At 67.1% G+C, this 14,443-nt stretch carries 10 protein-coding genes; 6 read left to right on the forward strand and 4 right to left on the reverse strand.

Features of this window, described 5'->3' with window-relative positions; genetic code table 11:
* Positions 1-2 precede the first annotated feature (2 nt).
* Positions 3-950: a glutathione S-transferase family protein gene (locus N825_RS15415; protein ID WP_037453434.1), complete on the reverse strand. Its 948-nt coding sequence runs from the start codon at positions 948-950 to the stop codon at positions 3-5.
* 79 nt (positions 951-1,029) lie between these two features.
* Entirely contained in the window at positions 1,030-1,632 is a 603-nt protein-coding gene (wrbA, locus tag N825_RS15420; RefSeq protein ID WP_037453436.1) for an NAD(P)H:quinone oxidoreductase, read from the reverse strand.
* Between the two features lie 168 nt (positions 1,633-1,800).
* Here wrbA and N825_RS15425 point away from each other — a divergent pair, with 168 nt between their 5' ends.
* Complete coding sequence (locus tag N825_RS15425; RefSeq protein ID WP_037453439.1) at positions 1,801-2,727, forward strand: LysR family transcriptional regulator; 927 nt, start codon at positions 1,801-1,803, stop codon at positions 2,725-2,727.
* 58 nt (positions 2,728-2,785) lie between these two features.
* On the opposite strand, the gene N825_RS15430 is transcribed toward N825_RS15425, so the two are convergent.
* Together N825_RS15430 and N825_RS15435 are read right to left on the reverse strand one after the other, a co-directional pair.
* Complete coding sequence (locus N825_RS15430; RefSeq protein WP_037453441.1) at positions 2,786-3,691, reverse strand: hypothetical protein; 906 nt, start codon at positions 3,689-3,691, stop codon at positions 2,786-2,788.
* Positions 3,692-3,785: 94 nt separating this feature from the next.
* Complete coding sequence (locus N825_RS15435; protein ID WP_037453444.1) at positions 3,786-5,600, reverse strand: hypothetical protein; 1,815 nt, start codon at positions 5,598-5,600, stop codon at positions 3,786-3,788.
* 449 nt (positions 5,601-6,049) lie between these two features.
* Between N825_RS15435 and N825_RS36550 the strand changes: the two genes are divergently transcribed.
* The 5 genes from N825_RS36550 to N825_RS15460 all read left to right on the forward strand — a co-directional run bounded on the left by N825_RS36550 (position 6,050) and on the right by N825_RS15460 (position 14,416).
* Positions 6,050-7,441 (forward strand): fasciclin domain-containing protein, encoded by a 1,392-nt coding sequence (locus N825_RS36550; RefSeq protein ID WP_051512414.1) that lies wholly within the window; start codon positions 6,050-6,052, stop codon positions 7,439-7,441.
* A gap of 142 nt (positions 7,442-7,583) precedes the next feature.
* Entirely contained in the window at positions 7,584-8,309 is a 726-nt protein-coding gene (locus N825_RS15445; protein WP_084164761.1) for a TetR/AcrR family transcriptional regulator, read from the forward strand.
* A gap of 10 nt (positions 8,310-8,319) precedes the next feature.
* Positions 8,320-9,558 (forward strand): efflux RND transporter periplasmic adaptor subunit, encoded by a 1,239-nt coding sequence (locus tag N825_RS15450; protein WP_084164771.1) that lies wholly within the window; start codon positions 8,320-8,322, stop codon positions 9,556-9,558.
* A 39-nt stretch (positions 9,559-9,597) separates the two neighbouring features.
* Entirely contained in the window at positions 9,598-12,726 is a 3,129-nt protein-coding gene (locus N825_RS15455; RefSeq protein WP_037453447.1) for an efflux RND transporter permease subunit, read from the forward strand.
* Positions 12,727-12,892: 166 nt separating this feature from the next.
* Positions 12,893-14,416 carry a SulP family inorganic anion transporter gene (locus N825_RS15460; RefSeq protein WP_051512416.1) on the forward strand — a complete coding sequence of 508 codons (1,524 nt, stop codon included), beginning with the start codon at positions 12,893-12,895 and terminating at the stop codon, positions 14,414-14,416.
* The last annotated feature ends 27 nt before the right edge of the window (positions 14,417-14,443 follow it).

A 14,443-nucleotide genomic window follows, 5' to 3' on the forward strand; every position in this document is an offset into this window, starting at 1 on the left:
GGTCAGAACCGATGGCGGTCGTGGGGCGCGTCGAGATCCAGCGCCGGGCCCTTGGGCACGATGCCGGTCGGGTTGATGGTCTTGTGGCTGCCGTAGTAGTGCCGCTTGATGTGCTCGAAGCTGACCGTCTCGGCCACGCCATCGATCTGGTACAACTCGCGCAGGTAGTTCGACAGGTTCGGATAGTCCGCGATCCGCCGCAGGTTGCACTTGAAGTGCCCGACATAGACGGCGTCGAACCGCACCAGCGTGGTGAACAGGCGCCAGTCGGCCTCGGTCAGCCGGTCGCCGACCAGATACCGCTGGCCGCCCAGCCGTTCCTCCAGCGTGTCCAGCGCCTCGAACAGCTGGTCGAAAGCCTTTTCATAGACCGCCTGCTCCGTCGCGAAACCGGTCTTGTAGACGCCGTTGTTCACCCGGTCGTAGACATAGGCGTTGATCTCGTCGATCGCGCCGCGCAGGTCGGCCGGATAGTAATCGGTCGAGCCATCGCCAAAGGCGTTGAACTCGCTGTTGAGCATCCGGATGATCTCGGCCGATTCGTTGCTGACGATCGTCCGCTTTTGCTTGTCCCACAGCACCGGTACGGTGACCCGGCCGGTCATGTCCGGTTTGACCTCGGTGTAGACCTGATACAGATAGCTCTTGCCATTGACCGGGTCGGCGCCCGGCGCCAGTTCCCAGCCGTTCTCCAGCATCAGCGGTTCGACCACCGACACCGAGATGGCGTCCTCCAGCTTCTTCAGCTTGCGGAAGATCAATGTCCGGTGCGCCCAGGGGCAGGCGAGCGACACATAGAGGTGATAGCGTCCCGGCTCAGCCTTGAACCCCGACGATCCGTCGGCGGTCACCCAGTCGCGGAACGCGCTCTCCTGGCGTTTGAACGCGCCGCCGGTCGATTTCGTGTCGTACCACTGGTCGTGCCAGTGTCCCTCGATCAGCAAACCCATGGAACCATCTCCTCTCGTGTGCGGGAACCAGCGCCACCCCCTCCCCTTCCGGGGAAGCGGGCGGCACGGTCCTTCAACATCAGCCGTGGAGTTTCGACGCGATCTCCGCGACGTGGCGACCCTGGAAGCGGGCGCCGTCCAGCTCGTTGGCGCTCGGCTGGCGCGAGCCATCGCCGCTCGCCAGCGTGGTGGCGCCATAAGGCGAGCCGCCGGTGATCTCGTCCATCCGGGTCTGGCCGGCGAAGCTGTACGGCAGCCCGACGATCACCATGCCCTGGTGCAGCAGCGTCGTGTGGAACGACAGGATGGTGCTCTCCTGGCCACCGTGTTGCGTGGCTGTCGAGGCGAAGACGCTGCCGACCTTGCCGATCAGCTTGCCCTGGGCCCACAGCCCGCCGGTCTGGTCAAGGAAGTTGCGCATCTGCGACGCCATATTGCCGAAACGGGTCGGCGTGCCGAAGATGATGGCGTCGTAATCGGCCAGTTCGGCCGGGGTCGCGACCGGGGCGACCTGATCCATCTTGACGCCGGCCTTGGCCGCGACATCCGGCGGCATCAGCTCGGGCACGCGCTTGATCGTGACCTCGGTGCCCGGAACCGACCGGGCGCCCTCGGCGACCGCGCCCGCCATCGTCTCGATGTGGCCGTACGTGCTGTAATAGAGTACCAGAACCTTAGCCATGTCTCGTCTCCCTGCCATGTGATCCCGAGGGATGATCCCGGGGTGGTCCGTCTTGACTGGATGGAATTTAGGACGTTGCGCCCGCCCTGATAATCCCTGACATTCTCACTTCATTGTTCTTTCCAACGCAACAATAGCCGTCAGACACCAGGATGGGGCGACCGAACCATGGACCGGCTGGATGACATGGTCTTGTTCATACGCGTCGTGGAGGCGCGCAGCTTCACACAGGCCGCCGATCGCCTGAGCCTGTCCAAGTCGGCCGTCAGCCGCCGCGTCTCCGATCTGGAGAATCGCCTAGGGGCGCGTCTGCTCAACCGCACGACCCGCAGTCTCAGCCTGACCGAGGTTGGCCGGGCCTTCTACGACCGTTGCGCCAGGATCGTCGCCGACGTGGAGGAGGCGGAGCGCTCCGTCGCCGACCTTCACGCCCTGCCGCGTGGAACGCTCAGGATCAACGCGCCGATGTCGTTCGGCATGATGCACATCGCCCCCGCAATCGCCGAGTTCCTGCGCCGCCACCCCGCGGTGGAGATCGACATGGACCTGAACGACCGCTACATCGACCTGATCGAGGAGGGCTACGATGTCGCGGTCCGCATCGGACGCCTGCGCGACAGCAGCTTGGTCGCCCGCCGGCTGGCGCCCAATCGCATGGTCGTCGTCGGCAGTCCCGCCTATTTCAAATCCCATGGCCGGCCCAGCCATCCCGACGACCTGACCGGCCACAACTGCCTGCTCTACACCAACGCGCCCTTGGCCGATCAATGGCAGTTCACCGTCGGAGGCTCCACCCGCTCGGTCAAGGTGACGGGCTCGCTCCGGGTCAACAACGGCGAGGTGCTGAGGGAGGCCGCCGTCGCCGGCCTCGGTATCGCGGTCCTGCCGACCTTCATCATCGGCGAGCAGATCGCGCGCGGCCAGCTGGACGTGGCCCTGCTGGACTTCGCGGCGGGCGACAGCGCCGTCCACGCGGTCTATCCGCACGGCCGCCACCTGTCGCCCAAGGTCCGCGTCTTCGTCGACTTCCTGGCCGGCCGCTTCGGCCCGGTACCCTACTGGGACGCCTCGCTTCACGTCCTGTCCGGCGGATGAGCGGCGTCATCGCCTTGCCGGCGCGGGGGATCGGAGCCGCGGCTACGGACGGTCTGGATCACAGGCGCGGCGTGCCCCCCTGATCGAGGGCGGTGGCGAAGCTATCCAAGGCGGCACGCATGGACAGCAGGACCTCGCGCCCGTCGGGGTCCACCGACAGGACGATGTTCCCCTGAAGTTGCTCGACCACATCGGCGACATCGACGACTTTGGACTGGATATCCGAGATCCTGACTTCGAGCCGGGCGAACAGGTCATCCACCTTCATCATCATCACCAGGCGTCGGCTGGCCTCACCCTTTCGCAGGTCGATGTCCTGCCGGATCTTGGCCAAGGCTTGGACGCGGTCCTCCGTCTCGACCAGTTCGCGTTCCAGCTTGATCAACGCCTGCTCCAGCCGAGCCAGGACCTTGCGGAGATCCTCGTCGGCCCGGATCAGCGATTCCCATTCCCCTTGGGACGATATGAGCACCTGGACATCCCCCTCGATGACGGTCCGGGCGGCCAAATAGGTGCCGTAACCGGGGACCCAGAACCACTTCTTGAGTTCGTCGGCGTGCTCCCGCGCCGTGTTGAGTCGCTGGCTCACCTCCGCGATCCGCACCTTCAGGGCGTACTCGTCCTTCTCGACAATCTGCTGGTTGGCTTGGTCGACGGTGATCTGCCGCTTCAGGTCGGCGATCGCCCGCAGGGTCTCGCGCTCCTGTTCGAACAGGGCGTTGGACCGGAGGATCAGTTCCTCCTTCTGGTGTTCGAGCATCTCGTGATCGCGCTTCGCTTGGGCGCGACCGAGTTCGGCCGCGTCGGCCACCGAGGCGATCAGCGAACGCAGGCTCGCCAGCGTGTCGATGGCCTCCTGGCGCCGTTGCCGCGTCAGGAGTTCGTGCGCCTTGAGCACGTCCTGGACGATGACGGCGACGGCCTTGCGATAGCCATTCCCCTGTTCGGTGATGATTTGCCCCATGGTGTCTTTCCCGTGATGGGTTGTGGGCCGACGGTCGGCGGCACCGGCCCGGATCGGCCGGTGCCGCCGCGCGGCTGGCGGATCAGGTCAAAGCTCAGGCGGCGCGCGCCTCGGTGAGCTGCCTTTCGACCGTGATCCGCGCCTTCTTCTCGGTGATGCGCGCGATGTCGGCCTCGGCGTCCTTCTTCAAGGTCCCGGCCATCCCGGCCGCGAGCCGGCGCGACTCCTCGATGGTGGGATTGGCCTCCATGTGTCCGTGGACCTTGAGCTTGGCGCGGGTCGCCGCGTCGTAATATTCGCCGCACACCAATTCCAGCGACTTCCAGCGGGCGGCGTAGATCACAGCCTGACCAATGAATTCGGGATCGCGGTACATCTCGAGCCGCTCCTCCTTGCTCAGGGTATCCATGTAGTCGCGCACGCTCTGAATGTATTCGCCCTCCATGGTGCGGCGGCAATACTCCGCCATGGAATTCCAGAAGTCGCGCGCCGTGATCAGCGCCACGGCGATCTGCTTCAGCGCGCCGATGGCGGTGGTCAGCGAGGCGACGGCCGCCTCCACCGTCTGCTTGTCGATCTCCGTGTTCTTGATCTTCTCGGCGTATTCGACCATGGAGACCAGGGCCTGCCGGTTGCGCTCCTCCAGGTCCAGCTTGTTGTCCAGCGCCTTGAGCTTCTCGGACCGGGCGGCGTCCGCCCTCGCCTGCGTCTTGTCGCCCGCCTGGGCCAGCCGGTCGGCGGTCTTCTCGGCAGCCTGCTGAAGGTTCTCCACCTGCTTCTGGAGCCGTTCGAGGTCCTTCTCGCGTGTGGCGGCCTTGGTCTCGGATTCCTTCGCGTCCTCCTCGACCGCTTCGGCCTCCACCTTCAGCTTCGCGGTCTGTTCCGGCTTGACGCCGGTGTCCTTCTCGGCGGCGGCGAGTTCCGCCTTCAGCTTGTTCGCCTTCCTGCGCTTGGTGGCGCTGGCGGTCTTGAGTTGCTCCGCCTCGACGCGGGTCTTCTCGACCTCCTCGTTCTTCTTGGTCAATTCCTCGCGCTTGGTCTCAAGCTCCTTCTTGGCCTCCTTGATCGCCTCGTCATCCTTGGTGGTGTCCGGCTTCGACCCGCCAGACGACATCACCGCGCCGAGCGGGTTCTTGACGGCGACGAAGGCGGAAACGCCGGCGCCGATGCCGGACACCACGACCGAGGCGATCTGAAGCGCGAAGGCGCGTTTCGATTCGACCTCCTCCTTCTCCTTCGCCTCGTTGTAGAGGTCCTGGGCGCTCTTGATGGCCTTGATCAGTTCGGCCTGCTTGGTTTTCACGACCTTCAGGTCGGTGTCCATGGTGGCCAGCTGCCGCTTGATCGCCTCGTTCCTCTCGAACTCCTCGCCGCGCGCCATCAGCGTGTCCTCGAGGACGGTCTGGGTGTCGTCGGCCATCTTGTCGAAGGTCTTCGCCAGCTTGTCGGCGTAGCGTGCCATCTCGTCGGCGGCGGCGCAGCAATGCTCGATCTGCTTCATGGCGAGCGTTTCCTTGCCGCTCAGCAGATAGCGATAGGTCTTGAGCGTGTTGCCCAGGATCAGGTTCGACTTGGCCTGGAACGTCAGCATGGTGTTGGCGCAGTCGCTGCACACGCCGGCGAGGTCATAGAGCAGGCGGGAAACCTTGGCCTGGAGGACGCCCGCCTTGTAGCCGGCGACCCCGTTATAGGCGAGGTTGAGCAGGTCGCCGGTCCGCTCCAGGTTGGTCAGCACCGTGTCGAGATTGAGATCCTGGAGGATTTCGACCCGCCCCTGGACGACGAGGGCGGACGTGGAACCGGGTTCCTTGTCGATGACGACCGTCTCGGACTTCCCCTTGTGGCTTAAGACGACCTCGTTGGTGGCCGGGTCGAACTTGACGACGTCATACTTGACGATTTCGGACATGACTCTCCTTTGGCCGAAGACGGCGGCGAATGGGTTCGGAGCATTGGTTCCCGCGGTTACCTGGCGGATCCAGCGGAGCGCGGGGGGAGGACCACTCTCAAATCTCGGCCTCGGCGTCGATAACCGCCCAGCCGCCCGAACGGATCAATTAGAAATTTAATTGTGTAAATAATGTAATTCTTTAGCTTACGATCATATGCCTGTCATCGCGTTTAATTCGAAATCGACGGACCAGTGCGCACGCTTTGATGTTCTTTACCTTCAGCCAACCCTGGTTTGACACGTCCTGGACATGCCGACTCCACAAAATCGAGGCCGCTCGGGAACAATTCGGTTGATCAAATTTCGTCGTTAACAACCAAAACGGCGGAACTCCCCCCGTCCGCCAAGTGTTGTCTCGTTCTGAAGGCTCGATATTTGTCAAGAAACAAATCGCGAAGGATGAGGATATGAACAGGTTGATGCTCGGCGCGGCGGTGATCGCGCTCACCACCGGCACCATGGGTTCGGTTCAAGCTCAAACTTCCTCCAGCCAGCCGCTCCAGCCCGCCTCCTGCACCCAGCTCGACGTCGGCGAGGTCGCCAATCGGGTCGACAAGATCCAGAACGCCCAACGCAAGGCCGAGCTTGAGTTGAGGATCGAGCGCGCCCGCGAGGCGCAAAGCGCCGGCAACATCTCCGTCTGCCGCCAGACCCTCGTCGAGATCGAGCGCGAGATCCCCGGCGGCCAGCAGACCACCAAGGTGACGCCCGCGCCGGCCTTCCTCGGTGGTCCCAGTGGGCAGGGAAGCGCCACGGCGCGGACCAGCGCGGATCCCCGGCAGGCTCCCATCCAGGCGGACAACGTCGTGGCGGCGCTGCGCGAGAACAAGCAGTTCAGCACGCTGGTCGGGCTGATCGAGCGCGCCGGCTTGGTCGAGACTCTGAGCCAGTCCGGCCCCTACACCATCTTCGCGCCGACCAACGCCGCGTTCGACCACCTGCCCCAGAGCGTCCGCGACCGCTTGAACAGCGACGAGGGCCGTGACCAGCTCCGCGCCATCCTGGCCCAGCACGTGGTCCAGAACCAGAGCATCGCCTCCAACCAGATCCCGTCCGAGATCAAGGCGATGGGCGGCGACCCGATCGACGTGTCGATGACCAACGGGAGGCCGCGCCTGCACACCGGCGATCCGCTGCCGCCCGCCCACAGCCAGACCGGCACCAGCTCGACCGCCTCGGCGCCCGCCAGCACGACGCCGGTCGAATCACGCACCGTCGCCGACACCCCGGCGCAGACCGCCGCGACCCCGGCACCGGCGACCCCGGCGTCAGGGTCCATGGCCACCCCGTCGACCGACCTGCGCGACGCCCGCGTCGCCCTGGAGAACGCCGACACCGCCTTGCGCGGCGACAATCAGGAGATGCAGGCCGTCCAGGAGCAGATCGGCACCGCGCGTGAGGCGCTGAACAGGGCCCTCGCCCAGGCGCAGGCTCCCAACCGCGAGCCGCTGGAGCGGGCGAACGCGGCATTGGGCCGAGCCGGAACCGCGGCGCAGGCCAACGACCGCAGCGCCACCCAGCTTGCCGTCAACGACGCGCTGCTGCCGCTGCGGCAGTCGGAAACCACCATGAGCGGGACGACGATGGCTGGGACCCCGGCGGAAACGGCCACGACCACTCCGTCCGCCACGCCAACCACCACGACCACGCCCACCACCACACAGGCCCGGACCACCGAGCGCCATGAGATGACCCCCGCCGCGATCACGGTCGGCGATATCCGCACCGGGAACGGCTTCATCCACGGCATCGATCAGGTGCTCGTGCCGGAAAGCGTCCAGGAAGCGCTGGCCCAGTAACCGGCGCTTCAGTCAAAGTACGACCCCTATCCAGGCCGGCGCCCCAGGCGCCGGCCTTTTTCCATTCACCGGTATGCCCATCATCCCGCTTGACGCTCCGTGGCCATCGGCGTAGATCTGGAGTGAATGAACGTTCACTCTCATGCACATGGACAGCGCGACGGTAATGGTTCAGGGCGTCAGGGACGAGATCGCGGCACCGGTGGACGCGCGGGAAGCTCAGCGCGAGCGGATCCTCGCCGCCGCGATGAGATGCTTCGCGCGGTCGGGTTTCCACAAGGCCAGCATGCAGGACATCTGCGCCGACGCCGGCATGAGCGCCGGCAACCTCTACCGCTACTTCCGCAGCAAGGAAGCCATCATCGCCGCCATCGCGGAGGCCGACCGCGTCCGCAACGCCGCCGTCTTCGAGATCCTGGAGCGGACGGAGGACCCGGTGCGCGGCCTCGCCTGCCTGGCCCGGGCCTTCCTCCGCGACATGCATGGCCGCGACGCCCCCGCGCTGTGCACCGAGATCATCGCCGAGAGCCTGCGCAATCCGGAGATGCGCGCCATGTTCGAGCGCAACATCAACGAGGCCCACGCCGCCTGCGCCGCGGCGCTCCGGCGCGGGATCGAGCGCGGCTTCGTCGACGCTGGGATCGATGTCGACGTCACGGTGCGTCTGCTGATGGCGCTGGGCGACGGCATCATCGCCCACCGGCCGATGGCCGACTTCATGACCGACGACCGCGTCGACACGGCGCTCGACACCCTGCTGGAACGCTTCCTGCGGCCTCCCGCCGCGGCACGGGCGGCAACGGCCGTAAAAGCCTACACCGGTAACGCGGACACGCTACCTTCCCTCCAGCCGACCCCTTCCGCATAAGGCCTTGACCATGTTCCGAGCACCCGATCGCCTCTGGTTGACTGGCAAGCTGCTGTTGGGCGCGGCCCTGCTCGGCCTGTCCCTGTCGCCGCTCCCCCTCGCGGCCCCGGCCCAGGCGGAAAGCCCCGCCGCCGCCGCCGTTCCCAAGCCGCCCAGCGTCAGCGTGATCAAGGCGGAGCCCGGCACCCTGGTGGAGACCATCCTGCTGACCGGCACCCTGGTTCCCCGCGACGAGGTGATGGTCGGCGCCGAGATCGACGGGCTGGCGATCATCGAGCTTCTGGCCGAGGAGGGCGACGAGGTCGCCCGCGGCCAAGTGCTCGCCCGCCTGTCGCGCGACATGCTGGACGCCCAGGCGGCCCAGAACGCCGCCGCGATCTCCCGCGCCGCCGCCGCCATCGCCCAGGCGCGCAACCAGATCGCCGAGGCCAACGCCAACGCCCGTCAGGCGAGCCTCGCCTATGACCGCGTCCGCACGCTCCAGGACCGCGGCAACGCCTCGCTGGAAGCCCTGGAGCAGCGCGAGGCGGCGGCGCTGGTGGCCAAGGCCCGCGTCGCCGTGGCGGAGGACGCGCTGCGCCTCGCCCAGGCCGACCGGGAACTGGCCGACGCCCAGCAACGTGAGATCGAGGTCCGCATCGGCCGCACCGAGATCAAGGCGCCGGCCGCCGGCATCGTCAGCCGGCGCGACGCCCGGCTGGGAGCGCTGGTGTCCTCCGCCGGCGAGCCGCTGTTCAAGATCATCGGCAACGGCACGATCGAGGTCCAGGCCGATGTTCCCGAGACGGCTCTGGCCCGCCTGCGCGTCGGCCAGCCGGCCCAGGTGCGCCCGGCCGGGATGGAGGAGTTGGTGCCCGGCCGCGTCCGGCTGGTCTCGCCCGAGATCGACCGGACCTCGCGTCTCGGCCGCATCCGCGTCTCGGTGGAGCGCGTTCCCGGTCTGGCGATCGGCGCCTTCGCGCGTGGTGCCGTCGAGGTCGACCGACGCGACGGCACGCTGGTGCCGCTGTCCGCCGTGCTCAACCGCAACGACGGCGCCGTCATCCAGGTGGTCCGCGACGGCGTGGTGGAGACACGCGCCATCACCGTCGGCCTCAAGGCCGATGGCAAGGCGGAGATCCGCACCGGGCTCAACCCCGGCGAGGACGTGATCGCCATCTCCGGCACCTTCGTCCGCGACGGCGACCGGGTGACGCCGGTGCCGCTGCCGCCGACCGCGCTCCCCGTCCAGACCAGCAGCGTTCCCTGAGAAGCCCCCTGAGAAGATAAGAGCCGGAGCCCCCGCGTCATGTCGCTCAACATCTCCGCTTGGTCGATCCGCAGTCCGGTCCCGGCGCTGGTCTTCTTCGCCGTCGTCATGCTGCTCGGCATCGTCTCGTTCCAGTCGCTGCCGATCACGCGCTTTCCCAACATCGACGTGCCGGTGGTCTCGATCGCGGTGACGCAATCCGGCGCCGCCCCGTCCGAGATCGAGGCGCAGGTCACCAAGCAGATCGAGGACGCGGTCGCCAACATCACCGGCGTCAAGCACGTGACCTCGACCGTCACCGACGGCAGCTCCGTCACCGCGATCGAGTTCCGGCTGGAGGTCGACACCGACCGCGCGGTCAACGACGTCAAGGACGCCATCGCCAAGATCCGCACCGACCTGCCGCGCACCATCGACGAGCCGATCGTCGAGCGGGTCGATGTCGAGGGTCAGGCGATCCAGAGCTACGCCGCCTCCGCGCCCGGCATGACGCTGGAACAGCTGTCCTGGTTCGTCGACGATGTCGTCAAGCGCAAGCTGCAGGGCCTCAAGGGCGTCGGCCGGATCGACCGGATCGGCGGCGTCGAGCGCGAGATCCAGGTCCAGCTGAACCCCGACCGGCTGATGTCGCTCGGCATCACCGCCGCCGACGTCAACCGCCAGCTCCGCGCCACCAACATCGACCTGGGCGGAGGACGCGGCGAGTTGGGCGGCCAGGAGCAGGCGATCCGCACGCTGGCCGGCGCCCGCACCATCGAGAGCCTGCGCCAGAGCCGCATCGTGCTGCCCGGCGGGCGCGAGGTGCGCCTGTCCGACCTGGGCGAGGTGGTCGACAGCTACGAGGAGCCGCGCGCCTTCGGCAAGCTGAACGGCCAGCAGCAGGTCGTCTCCTTCGCCGTGTTCCGCTCCAAGGGCGCCAGCAACGTCGAGGTCGGCCGCGTGGTGGAGGAGGAACTCGCCCGCATCTCCGCGATCCAGCCCGATGTGACCTATACCCTGATCGACGACACGGTCGACTACATCGAGGGCAACTACGAAGCCGCGATGGGCACCCTGCTGGAGGGCGCCGCGCTGGCCGTCGTCGTCGTGTTCATCTTCCTGCGCGACTGGCGCGCCACGCTGATCGCGGCCATCGCCATGCCCCTGTCGGCGGTGCCGACCTTCTGGGTCATGAGCATGATGGGCTTCTCCCTCAACCTGGTCAGCCTGCTGGCGATCACGCTGGTGACCGGCATCCTGGTCGACGACGCCATCGTCGAGATCGAGAACATCGTCCGCCACATGCGGATGGGCAAGTCGCCCTACCGCGCCGCCATGGAGGCCGCCGACGAGATCGGCCTGGCGGTCATCGCGATCACCCTGACCATCGTCGCGGTGTTCGCCCCGGTCAGCTTCATGGGCGGCATCCCCGGCCAGTACTTCAAGCAGTTCGGCCTGACCGTCGCGGTCGCCGTGCTGTTCTCGCTGCTGGTCGCCCGATTGATAACGCCCATGATGGCGGCCTACCTGATGCGGCCGCACCCGCCCCGGCCGGAGCGCGACGGCGCCATCATGCGGGCCTATACCGGTTTCCTCCGCGTCACCCTGCGTTTCCGCTTCCTGACCCTGCTGGTCGGCATGGGGCTGTTCGCGACGTCGATCTGGGCAACGGGATTGCTGCCCACCGGCTTCATCCCGGCGGAGGACGCCGCCCGCACCGTCGTCTCGGTCGAGCTGCCCCCCGGCGCCACGCTCCAGGACACCGTGGCGACCACCGACCGGATCGCCGCGACGCTGCGCCAGATGCCCGAGGTCAAGTCGGTCTTCACCATGGGCGGCACGACGCCGACCGGCAACCGCGAGATCCGCAAGGCGGCGCTCTACGTCATGCTGACGCCCAAGGGCGAGCGCCAATTGACCCAAAAGCAGGTCGAGGCCCAGATCTCCGAACGGCTCGCCGACATCCCGGACATCCGCGCCTGGTACGTCAACGAGCGGGGCGAGCGCGAGCTGTCGATCACCGTGATGGGCAACGACGGCGACGCGCTGAGCGAGGCCGTCGCCTCGATCGAGGCGGCGATGCGGCGCCAGCCCGGATTCTCCAACGCCGCCGCCAGCGCCGGGCTCGACCGTCCCGAGATCCGCGTGACGCCCCGGCTGGACGAGGCCGCCCGCTTCGGTGTCTCGCCCGAGACGATATCGGAGACGGTGCGGGTCGCCACCATCGGCGACGTCGACGCCAACCTCGCCAAGTTCAACGCGGGCGACCGCCAGATCCCGATCCGGGTCCAGCTCGACACCCAGGCCCGCCACGACCTCCGCCTGATCGAGACGCTGGCGGTGCCCAACTCGGCGGGCTACGCCGTGCCGCTGATGTCGCTGGCGAACGTCACGTTCGGCCAGGGTCCGTCCTCGATCGAGCGCTACGACCGCGAGCGCCGGGTACTGATCGGCGCCGACCTGACCGGTGGCCTGACGCTGGGCGACGCGCTGGCGCGGATCAAGGCGCTGCCGGAGGTCCAGAACATGCCGGCCGGCACCCGCATCCAGGAGAGCGGCGACGCCGAGATCATGGGCGAGGTCTTCGCCGGCTTCGCCGCCGCCATGGGCGCCGGTCTGCTGATGGTGCTGGGCGTGCTGATCCTGCTGTTCCACAACGTCTTCCAGCCGATCACCATCCTGCTGTCGCTGCCGCTGTCGATCGGCGGCGTGATCATCGCCCTGCTGCTGACCGGCAACCCGATCAGCATGCCGGTGGTGATCGGCATCCTGATGCTGATGGGCATCGTCACCAAGAACGCGATCATGCTGGTAGACTTCGCGGTGGAGCAGGAACGGAAGGGCATGAACCGGATCGACGCCATCATCGACGCCGGCCGCAAGCGCGCCCAGCCGATCGTGATGACGACCATCGCCATGGCGGCCGGCATGCTGCCCAGCGCGATGGGAGCCGGCGACGGTGGCGAGTTCCGCGCCCCCATGGCGATCGCGGTGATCGGCGGGTTGCTGGTCTCGACCGTGCTGTCCCTGATCTTCGTGCCCAGCTTCTACACCATCATGGAAGGCGTCTCCGAGCGGGTCGGCGGCTTCCTCGGCCGCTTCGTCGGCCCCAAGGAGGAGGACGACGATCCCCACCAGCCGACGGCGGTCAAGGCGCCCTCGCCGCCCTACCGCCACGCGGCCGAGTAAAGCACCGGCGGGTTGTCCGATGGCATGATCGGTGTTACAAGCCGGTCATGCCGTTCCATGACAATCCGCCCTGACAGCAGGCGAAGCTCCGTCCCGCCCTGTCCAGAACCGCCCTGTTTCCCCGCTCGACGCGGGTGGAAACCCGGCCGCACCACCCGGCATACCCATGACAACCCGAGTTTCCAGTTCCCGAGCCGGATGGCTCCCGACCCTCCGTGCCGAATGGTTCGGCAATATCCGAGGCGACCTTCTCGCCGGCATCGCCGTGGCTCTGGCGCTGATTCCCGAAGCCATAGCCTTCTCGATCATCGCGGGCGTCGATCCCAAGGTCGGCCTCTACGCCTCGTTCTGCATCGCGGTCACCATCTCGATCGTGGGCGGCAGGCCTGGCATGATCTCCGCCGCCACCGGCGCCATGGCGCTCCTGATGCTCGGCCTGGTGCGCGAGCACGGGCTCGATTACCTGCTGGCCGCCAGCCTCCTGACGGGAGTGCTGCAGATCGCGGTTGGCCTGCTCCGGCTCGGCCGCTACATGAAGTTCGTGTCCCGCTCGGTCATGACCGGCTTCGTCAACTCGCTGGCGATCCTGATCTTCATGGCTCAATTGCCGGAGCTGATCGGCATGGGCTGGCAGACCTACGCGATCGTCGTGGCCGGCCTCGCCATCATCTACCTGCTGCCACTGGTAACCAAGGCGCTGCCCTCGCCGCTGATCGCCATCGTCGTCCTGACGGCGGTCGCCATCGCGACGGGAGCCGACGTCCGCACCGTCGGCGACATGGGCGAGTTGCCCAACGCCCTGCCCGCCTTCGCCTTCCCCAACGTGCCGCTCAATCTCGAAACGCTGCGGATCATCCTGCCGGTCGCCATCACGATGACCATCGTCGGCCTGCTGGAATCGTTGCTGACCGCCTCGATCGTCGACGACATGACCGACACCGGCAGCGACAAACACCGCGAGACGCGCGGCCAGGGCATCGCCAACATCGTCTCTCCCCTGTTCGGCGGCATGGCGGGCTGCGCCATGATCGGCCAGTCCGTCATCAACATCAAATCGGGCGGCCGCGGCCGGCTCTCCACCTTCACGGCGGGAACGGTGCTGCTGTTCCTGATCCTGGTGCTGCAGGACTGGGTGAAGCAAATCCCCATGCCGGCGCTGGTCTCCGTCATGATCATGGTGTCGATCGGCACCTTCAGCTGGAAGTCGATCCGCGACATCGGCACCATCCCGACCAGCTCGACGCTGGTGATGCTGGCGACCACCGCGACCGTGGTGATCACCCACGACCTGTCGCTGGGCGTGCTGATCGGCGTGCTGCTGAGCGCGCTGTTCTTCGCCCGCAAGGTCGCCCGCCTCGTCTCCGTCACCAGCGCGCTCGGCGCCGACGGCACGGTCCGGACCTACACCGTGCGGGGCCAGATCTTCTTCGCCTCGTCCGACCGCTTCACCAGCGCCTTCGACTTCCGCGAAAAGGAGCACGCGCCCGAACTTGAGCGGGTCGACATCGACCTGACCCACGCCCACCTGTGGGACATCACCTCGGTCGGCGCCATCGACAAGATCGTGCTGAAGTTCCGCCGCGCCGGGATCGAGGCGCGCGTCATCGGCCTCAACCAGGCCAGCGCCACCCTGCACGACCAGATCGCTATCCACGACAAGGACACGGCCGACCTCGCGGCCGGCCACTAGAACCGAAGAACCAGGAACCCCCGCCCC

It is taken from the genome of Skermanella stibiiresistens SB22, assembly GCF_000576635.1.
In the GTDB taxonomy this organism is placed as follows: domain Bacteria; phylum Pseudomonadota; class Alphaproteobacteria; order Azospirillales; family Azospirillaceae; genus Skermanella; species Skermanella stibiiresistens.

What these genes read in the sequence shown, in the direction of transcription:
- N825_RS15445 (WP_084164761.1), top strand. Translation starts at nt 7,584, where the DNA reads ATGCACATGGACAGCGCGACGGTAATGGTTCAGGGCGTCAGGGACGAG.
- N825_RS36550 (WP_051512414.1), top strand. Translation starts at nt 6,050, where the DNA reads ATGAACAGGTTGATGCTCGGCGCGGCGGTGATCGCGCTCACCACCGGC.
- N825_RS15460 (WP_051512416.1), top strand. Translation starts at nt 12,893, where the DNA reads ATGACAACCCGAGTTTCCAGTTCCCGAGCCGGATGGCTCCCGACCCTC.
- N825_RS15430 (WP_037453441.1), bottom strand. Translation starts at nt 3,691, where the DNA reads ATGGGGCAAATCATCACCGAACAGGGGAATGGCTATCGCAAGGCCGTC.
- N825_RS15455 (WP_037453447.1), top strand. Translation starts at nt 9,598, where the DNA reads ATGTCGCTCAACATCTCCGCTTGGTCGATCCGCAGTCCGGTCCCGGCG.
- N825_RS15425 (WP_037453439.1), top strand. Translation starts at nt 1,801, where the DNA reads ATGGACCGGCTGGATGACATGGTCTTGTTCATACGCGTCGTGGAGGCG.
- N825_RS15450 (WP_084164771.1), top strand. Translation starts at nt 8,320, where the DNA reads ATGTTCCGAGCACCCGATCGCCTCTGGTTGACTGGCAAGCTGCTGTTG.
- N825_RS15415 (WP_037453434.1), bottom strand. Translation starts at nt 950, where the DNA reads ATGGGTTTGCTGATCGAGGGACACTGGCACGACCAGTGGTACGACACG.
- N825_RS15435 (WP_037453444.1), bottom strand. Translation starts at nt 5,600, where the DNA reads ATGTCCGAAATCGTCAAGTATGACGTCGTCAAGTTCGACCCGGCCACC.
- wrbA (WP_037453436.1), bottom strand. Translation starts at nt 1,632, where the DNA reads ATGGCTAAGGTTCTGGTACTCTATTACAGCACGTACGGCCACATCGAG.